Source organism: Sphingobacterium bovisgrunnientis (assembly GCF_009829085.1).
GTDB lineage: Bacteria > Bacteroidota > Bacteroidia > Sphingobacteriales > Sphingobacteriaceae > Sphingobacterium > Sphingobacterium bovisgrunnientis.
Genome location: NZ_WUQY01000006.1, coordinates 104,182 through 124,615, shown reverse-complemented (window position 1 = coordinate 124,615; position 20,434 = coordinate 104,182). Strand labels below are relative to the sequence as shown.

The 20,434-nt window shown below is 35.9% G+C and carries 18 protein-coding genes and 2 tRNA genes; 11 read left to right on the top strand and 9 right to left on the bottom strand.

The window, feature by feature from the left end; genetic code table 11:
- A partial coding sequence (locus tag GOQ16_RS05100; RefSeq protein WP_192922507.1) for a phage integrase N-terminal SAM-like domain-containing protein occupies positions 1–315 on the bottom strand: 315 nt, incomplete at its 3' end.
- A gap of 331 nt (positions 316–646) precedes the next feature.
- On the opposite strand from GOQ16_RS05100, the gene abc-f reads away from it, so the two are divergent.
- The gene (gene abc-f, locus GOQ16_RS05095) at positions 647–2,233 is read left to right on the top strand and encodes a ribosomal protection-like ABC-F family protein (protein ID WP_160068313.1); all 1,587 of its coding nucleotides are present in this window, start codon (positions 647–649) and stop codon (positions 2,231–2,233) included.
- Between the two features lie 158 nt (positions 2,234–2,391).
- The gene (locus GOQ16_RS05090) at positions 2,392–2,967 is read left to right on the top strand and encodes a YdeI/OmpD-associated family protein (protein ID WP_160068312.1); all 576 of its coding nucleotides are present in this window, start codon (positions 2,392–2,394) and stop codon (positions 2,965–2,967) included.
- 1,209 nt (positions 2,968–4,176) lie between these two features.
- Here the strand turns inward: GOQ16_RS05090 and GOQ16_RS05085 are convergent.
- The gene (locus tag GOQ16_RS05085) at positions 4,177–5,070 is read right to left on the bottom strand and encodes a sugar phosphate isomerase/epimerase family protein (protein WP_160068311.1); all 894 of its coding nucleotides are present in this window, start codon (positions 5,068–5,070) and stop codon (positions 4,177–4,179) included.
- Positions 5,071–5,246: 176 nt separating this feature from the next.
- Between GOQ16_RS05085 and GOQ16_RS05080 the strand changes: the two genes are divergently transcribed.
- Positions 5,247–5,675, top strand: coding sequence for a VOC family protein (locus tag GOQ16_RS05080; RefSeq protein ID WP_160068310.1), 429 nt, complete (start codon positions 5,247–5,249; stop codon positions 5,673–5,675).
- 43 nt (positions 5,676–5,718) lie between these two features.
- Here GOQ16_RS05080 and cmk read toward each other — a convergent pair whose 3' ends face one another.
- From cmk to yihA, 5 genes are all read right to left on the bottom strand, one after another.
- On the bottom strand, positions 5,719–6,393 hold the full coding sequence (cmk, locus tag GOQ16_RS05075) for a (d)CMP kinase (RefSeq protein WP_192922506.1): 675 nt from the start codon (positions 6,391–6,393) through the stop codon (positions 5,719–5,721).
- On the bottom strand, positions 6,393–6,806 hold the full coding sequence (locus GOQ16_RS05070) for a hypothetical protein (RefSeq protein ID WP_160068309.1): 414 nt from the start codon (positions 6,804–6,806) through the stop codon (positions 6,393–6,395). Before GOQ16_RS05070 ends, cmk begins: the two co-directional genes overlap by 1 nt.
- A gap of 2 nt (positions 6,807–6,808) precedes the next feature.
- A complete protein-coding gene (gene topA, locus GOQ16_RS05065) occupies positions 6,809–9,217 on the bottom strand; it encodes a type I DNA topoisomerase (protein WP_160068308.1) in 2,409 nt (802 codons plus the stop codon).
- An 81-nt stretch (positions 9,218–9,298) separates the two neighbouring features.
- Positions 9,299–10,162, bottom strand: coding sequence for a UbiA-like polyprenyltransferase (locus tag GOQ16_RS05060; RefSeq protein ID WP_160068307.1), 864 nt, complete (start codon positions 10,160–10,162; stop codon positions 9,299–9,301).
- Positions 10,159–10,782: a ribosome biogenesis GTP-binding protein YihA/YsxC gene (gene yihA, locus GOQ16_RS05055; protein WP_160068306.1), complete on the bottom strand. Its 624-nt coding sequence runs from the start codon at positions 10,780–10,782 to the stop codon at positions 10,159–10,161. The genes GOQ16_RS05060 and yihA overlap by 4 nt, the downstream gene beginning before the upstream one ends.
- A 101-nt stretch (positions 10,783–10,883) precedes the next feature.
- Between yihA and GOQ16_RS05050 the strand changes: the two genes are divergently transcribed.
- From GOQ16_RS05050 to GOQ16_RS05035, 4 genes are all read left to right on the top strand, one after another.
- The gene (locus GOQ16_RS05050; protein ID WP_160068305.1) at positions 10,884–11,801 is read left to right on the top strand and encodes an ABC transporter ATP-binding protein; all 918 of its coding nucleotides are present in this window, start codon (positions 10,884–10,886) and stop codon (positions 11,799–11,801) included.
- On the top strand, positions 11,788–13,134 hold the full coding sequence (locus GOQ16_RS05045; protein WP_160068304.1) for an ABC transporter permease: 1,347 nt from the start codon (positions 11,788–11,790) through the stop codon (positions 13,132–13,134). Before GOQ16_RS05050 ends, GOQ16_RS05045 begins: the two co-directional genes overlap by 14 nt.
- Before the next feature lie 38 nt (positions 13,135–13,172).
- A complete protein-coding gene (gene nhaA, locus GOQ16_RS05040) occupies positions 13,173–14,357 on the top strand; it encodes a Na+/H+ antiporter NhaA (RefSeq protein ID WP_160068303.1) in 1,185 nt (394 codons plus the stop codon).
- 207 nt (positions 14,358–14,564) lie between these two features.
- The gene (locus GOQ16_RS05035; protein WP_160068302.1) at positions 14,565–15,260 is read left to right on the top strand and encodes a DUF4397 domain-containing protein; all 696 of its coding nucleotides are present in this window, start codon (positions 14,565–14,567) and stop codon (positions 15,258–15,260) included.
- A gap of 144 nt (positions 15,261–15,404) precedes the next feature.
- On the opposite strand, the gene GOQ16_RS05030 is transcribed toward GOQ16_RS05035, so the two are convergent.
- Together GOQ16_RS05030 and GOQ16_RS05025 are read right to left on the bottom strand one after the other, a co-directional pair.
- Positions 15,405–15,489: transfer RNA gene (locus tag GOQ16_RS05030), tRNA-Ser, on the bottom strand.
- Between the two features lie 91 nt (positions 15,490–15,580).
- Positions 15,581–16,105 carry a YceI family protein gene (locus GOQ16_RS05025; RefSeq protein ID WP_160068301.1) on the bottom strand — a complete coding sequence of 175 codons (525 nt, stop codon included), beginning with the start codon at positions 16,103–16,105 and terminating at the stop codon, positions 15,581–15,583.
- A 211-nt stretch (positions 16,106–16,316) separates the two neighbouring features.
- On the opposite strand from GOQ16_RS05025, the gene GOQ16_RS05020 reads away from it, so the two are divergent.
- From GOQ16_RS05020 to katG, 4 genes are all read left to right on the top strand, one after another.
- Positions 16,317–16,390, top strand: a tRNA-Arg gene (locus GOQ16_RS05020).
- A 165-nt stretch (positions 16,391–16,555) separates the two neighbouring features.
- Positions 16,556–16,921, top strand: a complete 366-nt coding sequence (locus GOQ16_RS05015; protein ID WP_160068300.1) for an ISAon1 family transposase N-terminal region protein — start codon at positions 16,556–16,558, stop codon at positions 16,919–16,921.
- Positions 16,903–17,886 carry an ISAon1 family transposase gene (locus tag GOQ16_RS05010; RefSeq protein ID WP_192922505.1) on the top strand — a complete coding sequence of 328 codons (984 nt, stop codon included), beginning with the start codon at positions 16,903–16,905 and terminating at the stop codon, positions 17,884–17,886. Before GOQ16_RS05015 ends, GOQ16_RS05010 begins: the two co-directional genes overlap by 19 nt.
- Before the next feature lie 253 nt (positions 17,887–18,139).
- A complete protein-coding gene (katG, locus tag GOQ16_RS05005; RefSeq protein WP_160068299.1) occupies positions 18,140–20,422 on the top strand; it encodes a catalase/peroxidase HPI in 2,283 nt (760 codons plus the stop codon).
- The last annotated feature ends 12 nt before the right edge of the window (positions 20,423–20,434 follow it).

Here is a 20,434-nt window from a genome sequence, read left to right as displayed (position 1 = left end):
CCAAATCTCTTCCCGACTCAAGATAACAGGAAGCTTTTTCTCTTTGGAAATAGACGGTAGATGAAGATGGTCGTACGAAAGATTTTCGGTTTTTAATAGAAATCGAAGACCATAGACAGTGTGCTTGAAATACGTTTGAGATGGACTTTTGCTTCTTTGCTGCAAGTGATAAAGGTAGTCTTGAACTTGTTCAGTGTCTAGCTCAGTGGGAAGACATCCAAAATGTAATGCCATCGCGGCCACATGACGGCTATAGCATTCGAAGGTACGTTTACTACGGCCTAAGACTGAAATATTACGCTCAAATCGTTGCAACAGTGATTCGAATCCTGTAACTTCACGACAGGCACGATGGAGGAATTTATTGTACCGTAAATCCTCCGGTTCTTTTTTTTGTTACCATAATAGTATATTTAATTCAATTATAAAGCTATGATTTATAGACGATAGAAAGGCTACCGGAGGTTTAGTTCAACAAAGGTAACTGTTGCACAACTTAGCCCCCTCTATTAAAAAGAAAATTTGTACATTTGTAGAGGCTAAAAACCAACCAGATACAGTATGTAAAAACTAATTTCTTTCAGACTTATCATAACATCAACTGCAAAGTAGTTAATGTATTGTTTCATCTATTACGAAAGAAATTATGTTGATTTTACAAAACATTTCATATACACACCCCAACAAAGATTTACTGTTTAGCGACATCAATCTCGCAGTAAATAAACACGATAAAACAGCGTTAATTGGCAATAATGGCGTAGGAAAATCTACTCTGCTCAAAATAATTTCGTGCGAATTACAACCTTCAAGCGGATATGTATACGTTGAAGCCCTGCCCTATTATGTTCCGCAGATTTTCGGTCAATTTAATCATTTGACAATAGCACAAGCGTTGCGAATTGAAGATAAATTGAATGCTTTGAAAGAAATTTTAAGTGGAAACGCAAGTGAAGAAAATTTTAATTTATTGAACGATGATTGGACAATAGAAGACCGCTGCAAAGAAGCATTGCGCTATTGGCAATTAGACGATTTGGACTTATCCGAAAAAATGGAAACTCTTAGCGGAGGACAGAAAACAAAAGTATTCTTGTCAGGAATTTCCATTCATAAGCCTGAACTAGTTTTATTGGACGAGCCTAGTAATCATTTGGATGGTTCAAGTAGACAATTATTGTATGACTTTATCCAAACAACCAAAAGCACTTTGGTAATTGTAAGCCATGACAGAAAATTATTGAACTTACTAAATACCGTTTCTGAATTAAGCAAACAGGGAATTAAAGTTTATGGTGGAAATTACGACTTTTACAAAGAGCAAAAGCAAATTGAAAACAGCGCGTTGAGCCATGACATTAAGAGTAAAGAAAAAACGTTGCGAAAAGCCAAAGAAAAAGAGCGAGAAACGCTCGAACGACAACAAAAATTAGACAGTCGAGGTAAAAGCAAACAGGAAAAATCAGGTGTTGCCCGAATAATGATGAACACTCTACGAAATAATGCAGAAAACAGTTCATCAAAGTTGAAGAGTGTTCACGCAGAAAAAATTGGAGGTATTTCGCAGGATTTACAAGAACTTCGTTCTTCTCTATCAGCAATTGATCAAATGAAATTCGGATTTGATAATTCAGTATTACACAAAGGAAAAACTTTATTTACAGCAAACCACATCAACGTTGCGTACAACGGGAAACCGCTTTGGAAGGAAAACTTAAATTTTCAGATTACAAGTGGCGAACGTATCGCATTGAAAGGAAAAAACGGTTCAGGAAAGACGACTCTGATAAAACTAATTTTGGGTGAAGTATTACCACAAACAGGAACAATTTTTCGAGCCAATAATAAAGCTGTTTTCATTGATCAAGACTATTCATCGCTTGACAATAACCTGAAAGTTTACGAACAAGCCCAACAATTCAACACATCGGCATTACAAGAACACGAAATAAAAACCCGATTAAACCGATTTTTATTTACAAAAGATGATTGGGATAAATATTGTAGTGCTTTGAGTGGTGGCGAAAGAATGCGTTTGTTACTTTGCTGTTTGTTAATTCACAGTAAATCACCAGTTATTATTATTTTTGATGAACCGACCAATAATTTGGACATTCAAAGTGTGGAAATACTAACGGCAGCTATTAATGAATATCAAGGGACAATTATAGTTGTGTCCCACGACCAAACATTTTTAGAACAAATAAACATAGAACGAGAAATTGAACTTTAACATAATTTAATCGGTAACATCATCTTAAAAATAAAGAGTGGATAATAGATTTAATGGAACTTTCGACAAGATCAAAAATTCGCAAAACAATTTGGACTTGATCAATAATACAGTATATTATATGAATTAAACAGTAAATAGTCAATAAAACTTAAAATATGACTGATCTAAATACACTTCCGATTTTAGAATTTACAACAGCAGAGCTTTTTGAGTCCTGGCTGGAAAACCATGAAAATCATTCGAAAGGTATTTGGTTGCGTATTTTCAAAAAACAGTCAAGCATAGAGACAATTACTTATGCTGAAGCGCTGGATATATGTCTCTGCTACGGGTGGATAGATGCGCAAAAAAAGTCTTATGATGCGCAATCATGGATCCAAAAATTGTGTCCGCGCACTACGAAAAGTATTTGGTCTAAAGTAAATATCGGTCATGTAGAAAGACTGATAAAGGATAACAAAATGAAACCTTCAGGCTTCCTAGCTATTGAAAAAGCAAAGGCAGACGGCAGATGGGAAAGAGCTTATGATTCGCCAAGTAATATGGTAATACCTGAAGATTTTCTAACATTACTCCGCAAAAACAGCAAAGCAGACGAATTTTACCAAACGCTAAATAAATCGAATCTCTATTCCATTGGTTTTCGTTTGCAGACTGCAAAAAAACAAGAAACAAGAGAAAAACGCATAAAAGAGATAATTGAAAAACTAGCGAGATCAGAAAAACTTTAATAGCATTTAATCAATAAAGACATTATGCCAATATATACCTTTAGACATTAAATCCGCGGCTGCATTTACCTAAAAAAAATAATTGGATAATTATGCCTCAAAATATTTTAGGAGCACAGATGCAATCTCTTAAGGGGTGTTTTCATTGTTTCGATGATAAGTTAATGAATATTTGTAGTATGAATTTTAATTCGTTATGACCATAATTACTATTGCACAGTACGGACTTCTTCTGATTTTTTCGCTATTTCTGGCTTTTCATTTTTTGGTGCTGCTAAAAGTTATTCCATACAGTATTGTTTGGGGCGGACACTTAAAATCAGATAGAGAAATGTATCGATTTGAGATTATATCAATTTTGGTGAATAGTATTTTTCTCGTTCTAATCTTGATTCAATCGGGTATTTTGACATATGAGTTTCCCCAAAGAATAATGACTATAATGTTGTGGTTCATGTCGGGGTTGTTACTATTAAATACAATAGGAAATTTAATGTCAAAAAACAGGATGGAAAAAATATTCTTTATTCCCGTTACCATTATTCTGACCGTATTAACTTTTCTGTTAGCACTTTATAATTGACAAAAGCTAACTGGGAATTCTCTATGAGAATATTTCATTGTAAACGTTATCTGCAAATAAAGTCTTTTTAAAATACAAATATGTAAGAATAAATAAAGTCTTGATGATTTGAATACCTTGAAAAAAAATATTAATGAAATCCGTAAGACATCCTAAAAAACTATTTCTAATAGATAGTTTAGGAGCTCTCCTGACTGCTTTTCTATTATTTGTTGTAGTAAGAAATTTCAATGAATATTTTGGATTACCTAAAATCATATTGACCTACCTTTCCGCGATAGCTTTACTTCTCAGTGTCTATTCAATTAGCTGTTTCTATTTTATAAAGAGTAATTGGACATTCTTTATAAGAATAATCGCTTATGCAAACATATTGTACTGCGTGCTGATAAGTATATTACTCCTTAGGTATCACAGCACACTTACAGTCCTTGGATTAACATATTTCTTAATCGAAATAGCAATTATTTGTGGACTTGCTTACATGGAACTTAACGCTGCACATGTCAGCGAAAAAGTGTAATCCAAAATAATAAAGCACTATTTAATTGAGCTTATATTCGGAGATATTAGAGAGTGATTAAGATATTTCCATTCAAATTAGCTATTCAAAGGACTCGAATCACCTATCCATTATACCCAATAATCTTATCCAAACGCGTAGAAAAATCTTGGAGTTGAGCTCTATCGCCACTTCCCAATTCTAAGACTAAATATTCACCTTTGTAGTTTGCTTTTTGCAAGGCTTGTATAACGACCTTCCAATCCACGTCTCCTTCTGTCAAGGGCGCAGAGAAACCTTTACCCAATCCCTGCTCGTTCATTATCTTACGGCTAAACTCTTTGATATGCACCTTAAAAACACGTTTGTCTAGCGTCTCTATCCAATGCTCTGGCCATCCGTAACGCAATACATTACCCACATCAAAATACCAACCCACCAAAGGATGATTGATCTCATCAACAAATCGCTTGGCTTCGACAGGACTTAGGATAAAATTGTTCCACACATTTTCTAAAGCAATTTTGATATTTTGCTTCTCGGCATAAGGAATTAACTTGCGTATATTTTTTTGTGCTATTGTATAAGCGCTCTCGTAAGATGATGCCGCATTCACCACGCCAGGAACAACTAAAACCGTATCCCCTCCTAATTGCTTCGTTTCTTCAATTGACTTTGCGATAGACTCAATTATGGCTCTTTGTATCGATTCATCTGGGCTGGACAGCGGTTTTGACCAGTGGTCTTTGTTGACTGTACCCAATATTTCTATACCTGTCAGATCACGCGCTTTCAGTAATTCTTGAATATCTAATACACCTGGAGAATTGATTTCAATACCATGAAAACCTAAATCTTTAACCAATTTGAATTTATCTAATACAGATAATTCTTCCTTAATCATGTAATAGCTAATTCCTTTCTTCAATTTAAGCTTATTTGCAGCAGCAAAGCTGTCAGAAATAAACGTAGATGCGAATAAGGTGGATGTAGCTGCGATAAATTCTTTACGATTCATAATGTAGATATCAATTAAAAAGATTTTATCTAAGATGACAAAAGTCTTTTAGATTACACAATAAAAGTTCATGTATAACTTTTATTTTACGTTTCGTTTTCTATATAAACTTATTTAGTTACTTTTATATAGTTCAAAACCGCTTATAAACACAAATATTTCCTCAAAACCGCCTTATGACACATACAATATATCCATGCTTGTGGTTTGATGGACAAGCACAAGCAGCTGCAGAATTTTACTGTTCTGTATTTAACAAATCAAAAATCATCTCCCAAAATCCTATTGTAACGGTTTTTGAATTAAATAATACAAGATTTATGGCTTTGAATGGCGGTCCACAATATAAATTTTCACCTGCTAATTCCTATGTCATCACATGTGATACACAGGATGAAATTGATTATTATTGGGTAAAACTGGGTGAAGAAGGTGAATATGGCATGTGCGGCTGGTTGGATGATAAATTTGGAGTATCTTGGCAGATTGTTCCATCAATTCTATCCGAATTAATGACTAATCCTACTACCGCTCCAAAAGTAACCCAAGCCTTTATGCGCATGACGAAGTTTAATATTGAAGAACTTCTTTCTGCAGCAAAATAAAAAAGCCTTTTGAGTATTTTCAAAAGGCTTTCTGTTTAAAATCTTATTTTCTTTTCTGGTATTCTTGTAATACGAATTCAAGTTGTTGATCTTGTGTTAAATTGGAATTATCCAAAACAATTGCATCTTCAGCCTGACGTAACGGACTTTCTTCTCGTGTACTATCGATGTGATCACGATGCGCTAGATTTTCAATAATTTCTTGTAAGGATACTTGTTCGCCTTTGCCTGTCAGTTCTGCAAAACGACGATTTGCACGTACCAACGGATCTGCAGTCATAAATATTTTCAGATCAGCATCCGGAAATACTGTAGTTCCAATATCACGCCCATCCATCACGATGTCGCGACGCGCTCCCAGTTGCTGTTGTTGCGCCACCATCGCTCTACGCACTTCCTTAATTGCGCTTACTTCACTCACCTTTTCAGATACTTCCATTTGACGAATTTCGTCTGAAATATCTTCGCCATTTAGCAAAATTTGCGTTTTTTCAGTATTCGGAATAAAATCGATATGAATATTTTCTAGAGCTTTATTAATCGCTGCAGTATCTTCTAAATCGACGTTATTCCGCAAAATATAAAGTGTCACTGCACGGTACATAGATCCACTATCCACAAAAACAAAGTTTAGCTTTTTGGCAATAGCCTTAGCAACAGTACTTTTGCCGCAAGATGAAAATCCATCGATCGCAATAATAAAATTTTCTCTCGCCATCAGTTGTTACCTCCGATTATAACTCCAGGCTTATTCACCAATGGCACTTTTGATAAATTATCATCCACAATACTTTCAGGAAGGAAAATATATTTTTTGTCGTAAATCGTATTGTCAATATAGAAGCTTAACCAATACTCATTCGTCAAACCGAAAATTTGCGTATCAATAATTTCAATCTGAGCTGAAGTTTTAGGAGCTACATCCCCTAGAAAATGTCTAAGAGTGGTCGTTTTCACTCCCTTACCATCCTTCTCCCCATAACCCTTCGACGAAACCAAAACATTTGTCAAAGCCACTTCCTTTTCATTCACCAAATAAACAGTCCAACTAATGTTATTAGGCGTACTATTTTCCAACACTACCGCAATGGAGATATCCTCAACTATATTAACAGGCAAATCCTTCTTCATTCTTATTTCTTTTTCGTTGTAGCCTTAGCTGTCGCTTTCTTTGCTGGAGCTTTTTTTGTAGTAGTCTTCGCTGCAGCAGCTTTCGTTGTTTTCGTTGCCTTAGCTTTTGGTGCTTTAGGGTCTTCTTCTGCCCACTTCAACACATCCGCATAAGTAATCGCATCCACTTCCATTCCTTTTGGAATCTTTAAATTTTGCTTTCCAAAACGTACAAATGGTCCCCAACGGCCTTTTTCGATTTGTGCATCTGGATTTTCATCAAACACACGAATCACTTTCTCAATATCTTTTTGACGTTTTTCTTTTATTATCTCAATTGCTTGCTCAACCGTCACATCTAAAGGATCCAATCCTTTTGGCAAAGAATAAAACGAAGAATTGTGACGAATATATGGGCCAAATCGACCAATAGCTACAGTCATTTCTTTCTCTTCAAATTCACCCACTTTTTTCGGAAGCTTAAATAATTCCATGGCTTCTTCAAAAGTGATAGTCTCGATCATTTGACCTTTACGCAGCGAAGCAAATACTGGCTTTTCCTCGTCATCTTGTGCACCAATTTGAACCAAAGGCCCAAAACGTCCGACACGTACAGTTACAGGTTTTCCAGAAACAGGATCAACACCCAATTCACGCTCATGCGTAGCGCGATCAGCATTTTCTAATGTATCTTCTACTTCAGAGTGGAAAGGACGGTAGAAATTTTCCAACATGTCGGTCCACTCCTTATTTCCTTGCGCAATCTCATCGAACTCACGCTCTACCTTTGCGGTAAAATGAAAATCAACAATCCCTTTAAAATGCTCTACCAAAAAGTCATTTACTAAAACACCGATATCTGTAGGGAACATTTTACTGCGCTCTACCCCCGTCATTTCAGTTTTGATAACTTCCGAAACTTGACCTTCTTTCAAAGTCAACACTTTAAAATCCCTTGGTTTGCCATCTCTATCTTCTTTTACCACATAGCCACGATTTTGAATCGTTGAAATCGTTGGTGCATATGTAGAAGGACGACCAATACCCAATTCTTCTAATTTTTTTACCAATGAAGCTTCCGTAAAACGAGCAGGAGGTCTTGAGAAACGTTCTGTAGCCGTCATATCATTTAGATAAAGCGACTGACCAACTTCCAATGGAGGCAATAGTGCATTATCAGCATCTTCATCTATTGAATTGTCCGATTCCTCATCTAAAGATTCCATGTAAACCTTTAAGAAACCATCAAATTTCATGACTTCACCAGTCGCAGTTAATTCTTCATTACGTGTTGACACAGAAACCTTTGCAACAGTCTTCTCAAATTCTGCTTCACTCATTTGCGACGCAATCGCACGTTTCCAAATCAATTCGTACAAACGTACTTCTGATGGATCAGCCGAAATGCTATGGTTAGAAAAATAGGTGGGACGAATAGCCTCGTGCGCTTCTTGAGCACCACTAGACTTTGTTTTATATTTACGCATCTTATGGTATTTGTCACCATAAGCTTTAAGAATCTCATCTTGTGCACCTTGAATCGCTGTATCCGATAAATTAACGGAGTCAGTACGCATATAGGTGATATGTCCGGCTTCATACAGGCGCTGCGCAACTTGCATCGTACGAGCAACTGAATATCCTAACTTTCTACTCGCTTCTTGTTGTAATGTAGATGTTGTAAAAGGTGCTGAAGGATTGCGCTTTGCAGGTTTTTTCTCGAGATTATTTACCGCATAAGTTGCAGCAATACAGTCATTCAAAAACTTTTCAGCTTCATCCTTTTTAGCAAAACGATGTGGCAATTCTGCTTTTAAGGATTCTTTCGCTTTACCCGTATTGAAAATTGCTACGATCTTAAACGAAGCCTCTGCATTAAATTTATTGATTTCACGTTCGCGCTCTACGATCAAACGTACAGCTACTGACTGTACACGACCTGCAGAAAGTGATGGTTTTACTTTACGCCACAATACAGGTGATAATTCAAAACCTACTAATCTATCTAATACACGACGAGCTTGTTGCGCATTTACTAAATTGTAATCAATCTTACGCGGTGATTCAATGGCTTTAAGAATCGCTGGTTTTGTGATTTCATGGAATACAATACGTTTTGTTTTGTCTTCCTTTAATCCTAACGTATCGAATAAGTGCCAAGATATAGCCTCCCCCTCGCGGTCCTCATCGGACGCTAGCCAAACTGTTTCCGCAGCTTTAGCCAATTTCTTTAATTCACTGACTACAGCCTTTTTATCAGCCGGAACCTCATACTTTTGTTCAAATTTATTATCCGTATCAATTGCATCATCGGTTTTCACCAAATCACGAATATGCCCATAACTTGACTTCACCAAGAAGTCACTTCCTAGATAACCCTCTATCGTTTTTGCCTTCGCAGGCGACTCTACAATTAATAAATTTTTAGCCATTTAATATGTTAAGATTTCTGCAAATATTATTATTTCAAAATGGATTGACAATATTTTTTTGTGTTTACACCAAATAATATGTTAAAACATCCAATGTCCACTTGCAATATCCAGTAAATAAAACACTGCAAAAACTACCGACGCTATTCCATTTGTAGTCATAAATGCTCTATCCACTCGTGACAAATCGGTTGGACTTACGATACGGTGCTGATAAATTAATAGTGCTCCATAAAAAGCAATTCCTATATAATATAATAGTCCTACTTGTGTAAAAAATGCGGGCAAAAGCACCAATATGAATGAAAACACGTGAAGTACTTCCGATATTTTAAGTGCCATCGTGCCTCCAAAATTAGCTGGTATTGAATTTAACCCATTTTCTCTATCGAACTCTTCATCTTGCAAGGCATATATTATATCAAATCCACTTACCCAAGTCAATACGGCCAGGCCATAAAAAATAGGAACAATATGAAATTGCCCTGTAACAACCATATATGCACCAACTGGAGCTAAGCCTAAACCTAAACCTAATACCAAGTGACATAATGGTGAAATGCGCTTCATATACGAATAAAACAACACGACAAATAATGCTACTGGTGATAATGATAGGCACATTGGATTAATGAAATATGTCGCAATTATAAATACAATACAGTTTACGATTGTAAAAGAAAGAGCTTGTTGTGGGCTAATACGTCCTGCCGGAATATCGCGTACTGCTGTACGTGGATTTAATGCATCGATATCACGATCCAAATACCTGTTAAATGCCATCGCAGCATTGCGCGCTGTCACCATACACACTAACATCAAACCCAATAATGACCATTTAAACTCTAATTGTGTTGTATTGATTGCCAAAAAGAAACCAATAAATGCGAAAGGAAGAGCAAAAATACTGTGCGCAAATAGCACTAAAGACATATATTTCTTCATATCTCCTCTTCAATAATAGGATGCTGGAAACCAGCATTTATATCTTCAATCGTCTGTAATATAGGCTCTAAACCCACTTTATCTTCAGCTGAAGTTAAGAACCTTTGTGGCACTTCTTCAAACCACTTTAATAGTGCACGTTTAAATTTTGCTATATTTTGATCCGATTTCACAGTTGATTGCTTATCGCCTTTGGTGAATATAAGCATGAAAGGCAAGCCTTTCTCACCCAACCAACAACAAAAATCCAAATCAATCTTTTGTGGCTCTAAACGAGAATCTATTAAAACAAAAATGCATTGCAAATTCGGTCGGTTGGTCAAATAGTAACGTATAAATTTTCCCCAATCCGCTCTATTTTTCTTTGAGGTCTGCGCATAACCATAGCCTGGCAAATCCACCAAATACCAATTATTATTAATAATAAAATGATTAATTAGTTGTGTTTTACCTGGTTTTTGCGATGTTTTTGCCAAACCTTTCTTTCCCGTCAAAGCATTGATTAAAGACGATTTACCTACATTCGATCGTCCTATAAATGCGTATTCCGGTAAATTCGGAGCAGGCAATTTACTAACTTCTGTATTGCTACATACAAATTCTGCGGTTTTTACTAGCATAGAGCAAAGGTAGAATTAATTTTATGAAATATAAATGCCCGTCAATTTACACATACAAGGTCGGGGATTTATTAGTATTTTAGTCCACCTATATCATACATATGCTATCACTACAAAATATAGTAAAACAATACGCTAATCACCGAGCATTGGACGATGTATCCATAGATATTCCAGAAGGCAAAATATTTGGCCTTTTAGGTCCAAATGGAGCTGGGAAAACATCGCTGATACGAATTATCAATCAGATAACAGCTCCAGATTCGGGAAAGATATATTTTGACAACGAGTTGTTATCACCCAAACATATAGAACAAATTGGTTATCTTCCAGAGGAAAGAGGCTTATATAGAAAGATGAAAGTTGGGGAGCAAATGATTTATCTCGCTCAGCTAAAAGGCCTTTCGAAAACGGAAGCTAAAAAGAAATTATCTTATTGGTTTGAAAAGTTGGATATCGCTACGTGGTGGGACAAGCGAATTGAAGATTTGAGTAAAGGAATGCAACAAAATGTGCAGTTTATTGCTACTATATTACATGACCCTAGGCTTATTATACTCGATGAACCTTTCTCGGGTTTTGATCCTGTCAATGCGCAAATCATTCAAGAAGAAATATTAGAACTCAATAAAAATGGGGCTACAATTATCTATTCTACCCATAGAATGGAAACTGTGGAGGAACTTTGTGACAACATAGCATTAATCAATAAATCAAAAAAAATATTGGATGGTGCAGTAAAAGACATTAAAAAACAATACCAAAATCAATCGTTCCTAATTGACTTCCTAGCGACAGGTTCTTTGGTGAATCATAATAATTCAATTTATCAATTAATAGCACTGCATGCGCAGGACGATTTGGTCCAAATTGAAATCAAAATTAATGCAGGATTTCAATTGAATGATGTGTTGAATTACCTCATTCCACAAGTGCAAATCCATCAAGTAAAAGAAATTGTACCTAGCATTCACGATATATTTATAGAAAAAGTAACCCACACATATGAACAAAATTAAACTTATCATCCAACGTGAATACTTGACTCGAGTACGCAAAAAATCTTTTTTGCTGACTACATTTTTGGTTCCGTTGTTTTTTATCGCGATGTATGTTGGTGTGATCTTTTTGACTAAAAAAAGTTTTGACGAAAGCCATTCCTATGTTTATGTTGTAGATGATTCGGCGGATGTATCCGCGAAATTAAATTCTTCAAAAAACGTCACATACCTTAAAGAAAGTCAAAATCTTAATGAGCAAATAAGTAAAATCACTAAAGAAGAAGCCAAAACAAGCATATTGCATATCCCTAAAGACTTCTATAAATCTGAGTCTGTGGAGTTCTTATCTAATGACAAACCTAATCTAGCTATTGAAGCTGAAATAAGAGACAGTTTGAATCGGATCATAAAAGATAAGAAATATGAAACATACGGTATAACTGCAGACATACGAAGATCAATCAAATCAGATGTCAAAATACGGTCTAAAGAGATCAAGGAAGATGGTGCTACAACTGAATCCAATACCGAAGTAGCAATGGCCATTTCTTTAGCCTTATCTATTTTGGTCTATATTTCATTATTCCTATATGGATCTCAGGTGATGCGCGGCATTATTGAGGAGAAAAATAGCAGAATAATAGAAGTTATAATTTCTTCGGTCAAACCATTTGAATTGATGATGGGTAAAATTGTAGGTATTGGTCTAGTTGGCTTAACACAGTTTGCACTTTGGATTATAGTATCGATATCCTTAGCTGGCGTTGCTTCTATGACCTTTGTCTCACAAGAAGAATTAACAAATCAAATGCTAAACAATCCATCTCAGCAATCACAATTTTTCACAGATCAAGGAATAGAGAATTCCACAAATTCCATAAACAATGAATCCATAGCAGAAGTTATTGCAATGCTTCAAACGGTCAATCTTCCTCTTATTATTGGATGCTTTTTTGTTTTCTTTTTAGGCGGTTATTTGATTTATAGTGCTCTATTCGCAGCGGTAGGTTCTGCCGTAGATAGCGAGACCGAAGCTTCTCAATTTACACTTCCTATTACTATGCCGCTTTTGTTGACTTATGCACTATCATTTGGTGTATTAATCAACAATCCGCATGGTACGGTAGCTACTTGGCTGAGTTTCATCCCTTTCACCTCTCCTATTGCAATGCTTGTTCGCATTCCATTTGGTGTACCTACATGGCAGATTGTTGTGTCAGCTTTTTTATTAATTCTAGGGTTTATTTTGACCACTTGGATTGCTGCACGAATTTACCGTGTTGGTATATTAATGTATGGTAAAAAGGCAAGCTATAAAGAGCTAATCAAGTGGTTTAAGTACAAAAGTTAATTATATTTGCTACTTGCAACAATAAATAAAGTATTATCATGTCAAAACTTATCAATTTACGCACATTTAAAGAGTTTTTTGAATCCAGTACTGGAGGCGGAATTCTATTGTTTATTTGTGTTATTCTAGCTCTTATTATAGCAAATTCTCCATTAGGAGATAGTTTACTTTCATTCTTATCTACAAAAATTGGTTTTGAAAATGAATCCATCCAATTAAATTATAGTATAAAACAATGGGTGGATGATGGATTGATGGCAATTTTCTTTTTGCTGGTTGGATTAGAAATAAAACGGGAATTGGTAGAAGGCGAACTCGCTTCACCTAAAAAAGCGGCTCTTCCTATTTTTGCGGCTATAGGTGGTGCATTAGTGCCTGCAGCTATATATGCATTTTTTAATCATAATACAGACACTCATCATGGTTGGGGTATTCCGATGGCTACTGATATAGCTTTTGCATTAGCAGTAATATCGATGTTGGATAAGCGCGTACCTGCAAGCCTTAAAATATTTCTTGCGGCATTGGCAATTGTGGATGATTTATTAGCAATTTTAGTTATTGCAATATTTTACTCTTCCGAATTACACTACACATACTTAGTATATGCAGGTGGAATATTTGCCTTACAACTCGCGTTCAATAAGTTTGGTGTCAAAAATATTTTGGCTTACGTCATACCTGGAATATTTATGTGGTATTTTATTCACCATTCTGGTATTCACGCTACTATCGCTGGTGTATTGACAGCTATGACCCTACCTACTACACCTGACGATAAGGAGTCTCCATTGGAGAAATTAGAGCATATTCTAGCTAAACCAGTAAATTTTATCATTATCCCAATTTTTGCATTCGTCAATACTGTCATTGTTCTAAGTGCAGATATGATTGGTGGTTTGTCATCACCAATGGGATTAGGAATTATTATTGGTCTTGTAGTCGGTAAATCAGTAGGTATATTATTTACTTGTTTTATTTGCGTGAAATCAGGTTTATCTTCTTTACCAGAAAGTGCAGGTTGGAAACATATGTTTGGTGTAGGATTATTAAGTGGAATAGGCTTTACCATGTCCATTTTCGTAGCGATGTTATCTTTTGCAGACCCATTACATATCGAAGAAGCTAAACTAGCAATTCTTATAGCTTCTCTGATCGCTGGTATTTCGGGGTATGTTTTCTTATCATCTTTGAGCAAAAAAGAAAAACCTACCAATAATTAACTATAGCGATATAACTACAATAAATTTAATTTAAACATAATTTTTATTACACACAACAGGACTTATAGTTAACTTTAGGTATAAGCAATCAACCTAACCCCCTATATTTGAAGGGCAGTTCATTTTTTTGAGTTGCCCTTTTTTATATCATTGTAGCTAAAGTATTTATAAACACGTTATATAAGCAAAGTATTAAAACAAATTACTATGAATACGTATAATATTAAATTATTTTTCTTTGCAGTATTAAGCACACTTATCTTGTCTAGTTGTCTGAAAGATGACCTAAATTCACCCAATGTTCCTCAGGCTGGCTTCACTATGATAAATTTGTACACAGGAGCAAATTCCGTTATACATAAAGCAGACAACAATTTTATACAAACAATGAATAATCCTTTACCATTTAAGGGAATTAATTTTGTTTACCTCTATCCTGGAAATCGTAAAATTCAAACAATCGATTCATCAAATAAAATTTTAATAGATAGTACCTACGCCATTAAAGACAGCTTATTGTATACGTCTATCGTTTTTGATAAAGCTGACAATAAAGTTGGTCAGCGTGTTGTTAGCGACACATTATTAAGTAACTTATCTACCAACGGTGCATTCCGATTTGTGAATCTATCTTTTGATAGGATAAGTGTGGATTTGTTTATCGGAGATACAAAGGTCATTTCAAATAGAGCTTATGATGGTAATACATTAGTACCAAATAATTACAAATTTGTATCTCAATCATCAGGCAATAAAAAAATTACAGTCAAAAATAATGCAAACGAAATGTTGGCAGAAACAGACATAAATATCCTAGCTGGAATGCACTACTCTTTTGTATTAATCAAACACACTACAGAAAATAAATATGAGTTAGTTGTTCACCAACAATATCGAAATTAATTCGATAAATAGTGATAGCCAAACTAATGTTGCAACATGAGGTGTATTATATTACGGCTAATAAATTGAGGAGAATTAATTAAAAACGAAAAGCAATCAAAATAAAAAAAGCTAATCGAATATTCGATTAGCTTTTTTTATCTGCGGAGAGCGAGGGATTCGAACCCCCGAACCTGTGACAGTTAACGGTTTTCAAGACCGCCGCATTCGACCACTCTGCCAGCTCTCCGCCACAAAAGTAGAAATTCTAACTAGATCTGCAAAATTTATTTTAAAATAAAACGCTTTTAAACAACATCAAGCGAGTTTTAAATTGAAAATTAGGATTTTACAAATTGGATATCTGCAGAAAACTTAACCTCTTCTGACACCATTACGCCACCAGTTTCTAAAGCTGCATTCCAAGTTAATCCAAAATCAGTTCTATTAATCTTACCCGTTACAGTATATCCAACCTTATCATTTCCCCAAGGATCTTTTGCGACACCTCCAAATTCAACATTCAATTTAATAGATTTTGTGATACCCTTAATCGTTAAGTCGCCAGTCACGTTATAATTCTCATCATCTTCCTTGTCTATTGATGTTGATTTAAAAAGAATAGATGGATTATTAGATGCGTCAAAAAAGTCAGAACTTTTCAAATGTTGATCACGCTGCTCATTTTTAGTATCAATAGAATCTACATCTATCTTTACTTCTACCTGTGCCTGTGTAATGTCGTCAGAAGCATTCTCTACCAATACTTCAAAAGATTTAAACTGACCCTTTACAGTTGAAATCATCATGTGACGTACTTTGAATTCTAGTTCGCTGTGCGCCGAGTCTAATTGCCAATTTGCCATAATTTTAGTTTTTATAATGTGCTTAATTCTATTTATTATTTGTTTTACAAAGGTAAACAGTCCATAAGTATTGAATTCTTAATCTATATTAAGAAATTCATTTAATTTTATTCAATTGTATAGCAAATAGTTATTGAAATTTAAGGAATTTTTAGCTTATATATTTTGCAAATACTATTCAAAATACTACTTTTGTACTACCGAAAGGGAAGCGCCAATAGCTCAGCTGGATAGAGCATCGGTTTTCTAAACCGACGGTCAGGGGTTCGAATCCCTTTTGGCGTACTTCTTTCAAAGCTCTTCAATTCTTGGAGAGCTTTTTTTTTTTCTATAACCACCATTAAAAGTTGACAAAGCTTATAAAATAAATTCAACAATATTTGGATCAAGCAGAATTCTTGGGGGGAATTGAAAAAATAGTTAGTTTCGTGTTTTTAATACAGAGAACACTTGCAAGCTGCCGAACGTAAATTATTATCCTTATTAATGCCCGAAGGGCTATTAGAATATTTTCAAATCCAAGAAGTAGATCAAGTAGAAAATCAACTTCATATTTATTTAGACGAGCTCAATACCTCTCCTGCGGGTTATGAAAATAGTAAGCTAGAGTCAAAAGGTTTTATGCCTTCTACGGAGATTTCCGATTTTCCCATTCGAGGTCAAAAAGTTACTCTACATATTCGTCGTCGTCGTTGGACCGTTTTGGACACTGGAGAGATTATCACAAGAGATTGGAATCTAGTACGTGAGGGTACCCGAATGACGACAGAATTCGGGCTTTTTTTTAAAGAAGATATTTGGATAACCATCCTGTAAGTGCTCAGCTAGTAGGTCTGTTCTTTCAGATGGATGGCAAGCAGTTGCAAGATCAATATAAGAATCATCTGAGCGACTACCATGATTGGGATCAAAAATCGCATGCAGAGAATTGGACACTATTTCAAGATAATATAGGTGAACACTTAAGTATTGATGAGACCAGTTTTAGTAATGGTGAACTTTATACTATTGTAAGTAGTAAATCTGCAAAAGGTAAGAAAGGAACTCTTGTAGCTACGATTAAGAGGACTAAAGCAGAAGATATTATTGCTGTATTAGAGCGAATTCCTATTCGTACAAGAAACAAGGTTAAAGAGGTGACCATGGATATGGCTCCTAATATGGCTAAGGCTATTCGACGATGTTTCAGGAATGCTAGGCGAGTAATAGATCGTTTTCATGTTCAAAAGCTAGCATACGATGCTGTTCAGGAACTTAGTATCCAGTACCGCTGGGAAGTATTGGATATAGAAAGTCAGAAAATAAAGGATGCAAGAAAGCAAGGTCTTTCTTATGAGCCAGAAGTATTATCCAATGGGGATACCATCAAGCAGCTATTGGCTAGATCTAGACATCTGTTATTCAAGCATCCAAGCCGGTGGACAGAAAGTCAAAAACATCGTGCAGAGTTATTGTTTATTCGCTTTCCAAAGCTAAGACAAGCATATGATTTAGGGATTGCTTTAGGAGATATTTTTACCAAATGCAAAGACAAAACACTTGCCTTTACCAAGTTAGGGTTATGGCATAATAAAGTAGAGAATGCGGGCATACTCTCTTTTGAAAGTGTAGCAAAGTCTATTGCAGCACACCACCCTGAAATACTTCATTACTTCGATAACAAAAGTACAAATGCATCAGCTGAGTCTTTCAATGCTAAATTAAAAGCGTTTCGTAGTGTATTCCGTGGGGGAAGAGATACTACTTTTTTCTTGTATAGAGTCATGAAATTGTATGCTTAATGATATTCACCCCCCAAACTTTCAGTATGATCCATATTTACTTCAAAATGTTTCCGAAAACCTTGTATAAACTAAACAATGTCAGAAGAACCCTGAAACCGATCTTACTGTATAGATTAATTATATAGCACATTTAAATTATATAGATTTTATTTATCATCAATCAACTTATATTATTTCCTAAGACAATGCATTCTCTGTAAATTTATATCAAATCACAACAAAAGAATTTTAAAAAATAAAGAGAAAGTATATGGAAAACAGTTCAAATGACATCAGCAAATGTCCATTTCACAATGACTCAATGCAAAAAAATAATGCGGCTGGACGAGGCACGCAAAACAAAGATTGGTGGCCAAATCAATTAAATTTGAACATTCTTAAGCAACATGATACAAAAACTAATCCTATGGATTCAGATTTTGACTATGCTAAGGAATTTCAATCTTTGGATTTTGAAGCTTTAAAAGCTGATATCCGTGCTTTAATGACCGATTCGCAAGATTGGTGGCCAGCGGATTTTGGACATTATGGACCATTGTTTATTCGTATGGCTTGGCACAGTGCTGGTACTTACCGTATCCAAGATGGTCGCGGTGGTGGCGGTGAAGGTCAACAACGTTTTGCTCCTTTGAATTCATGGCCTGACAACGTTTCTTTGGACAAAGCTCGTCGTCTATTATGGCCAATCAAACAAAAATATGGACGTAAAATTTCGTGGGCTGATTTAATGATTTTGACAGGTAACGTAGCATTGGAATCGATGGGCTTCAAACCGTTAGGTTTTGGTGGTGGTCGTGCTGATGTATGGGAACCTAATCAAGATGTTTATTGGGGTTCAGAAAAAACTTGGTTAGCAGGTGATATTCGTTATGGTAAAGGCGGTTCTACAGGCGTAGAAAGTGGAGAAGGTGACGGTACAATTATTGCCGAAGACACAAATAGTGAAAAACATCAATCCCGCGATTTAGAAAATCCTTTAGCAGCGGTACAAATGGGTCTTATTTACGTAAATCCAGAAGGACCAGACGGTAATCCTGACCCATTAGCTTCAGCTAGAGATATTCGTGATACATTCGCAAGAATGGGTATGGATGATGAAGAGACATTAGCTCTAATCGCTGGTGGACATACTTTTGGTAAAACACATGGTGCTGCTTCTGCAGATCATGTAGGTGCTGACCCTGAAGAATCGGATTTGGAAATGCAAGGCTTAGGTTGGGCAAATTCATACGGTTCTGGTAAAGGTGGCGACACGATCACTTCAGGATTAGAAGTGACTTGGACAAGTAAACCAACGGAATGGTCCAACTTATTCTTAAGTTATTTGTATGGCTTTGAATGGGAATTGACAAAATCTCCTGCTGGAGCACACCAATGGGTTGCGAAAAATGTAGGTGAAATTATTCCTCATGCACATGACCCGAATAAAAAACTAAGACCAACAATGTTGACATCAGATTTGGCTTTACGTTTCGACCCAGTTTACGAAAAGATTGGTCGTCGTTTCTTAGAGAATCCTGATGAATTCGCGGATACTTTTGCTAAAGCTTGGTTTAAACTGACCCACCGTGATATGGGACCAAAGTCTCGTTATCTAGGCCCAGAAGTACCTGCAGAGGATTTTGTATGGCAAGACCCACTTCCTGCAGCCAATCACGAAGTTTTAAGCGATGCAGACGTAACATCTTTGAAAGCTGAAATTTTAGAGTTAGGTTTATCCGTTTCAGAATTAGTATCTACCGCATGGGCTTCGGCTTCAACTTTCCGTGGCTCCGACAAACGTGGTGGTGCAAATGGTGCTCGTATCCGTCTTGAACCAATGAAAAATTGGGAAGTAAACAACCCTGTGCAATTAAGTAAAGTATTAACGGCACTTGAAGGTTTGCAAGTTAAATTCAACCAATCAGGTAAATATGTATCATTAGCAGATCTAATTGTTCTTGCTGGTGCTGCGGGCATCGAAAAAGCAGCAAAAGACGCAGGACACAATATTACTGTACCATTCCTTGGTGGGCGTACGGACGCTACCCAAGAACAAACTGATGTTGATGGTTTCAAATGGTTAGAACCAGTTGCAGATGGATTCAGAAATTACCGTAAATACAGTAACCTAGCTGTTTCTACAGAAGAATTATTGATTGATAAAGCACAGCTTTTGACATTAAATATCCCAGAATTAACAGTTTTGTTTGGAGGTCTTCGTGCAATCAACATCAATTACAATGGTTCAAACCACGGAATTTTCACTGATCGTCCAGGACAATTGACGAACGATTTCTTCGTGAACTTACTTGACATGAGCACGCAATGGAAGGCGATGGATCACTCAAAAGAAACCTATTTAGGCACTGACCGTAAGACTGGACAAGCAAAATGGACTGGAACACGCAATGACTTAGTATTTGGTTCTAATTCCGAATTGAGATCTGTAGCTGAGGTGTATGCTTCTGCAGACGCTAGCGAAAAATTTGTTAATGACTTCATCGCTGCTTGGAATAAAGTGATGAATGCAGATAGATTTGATGTAGCATAATACACACACTTC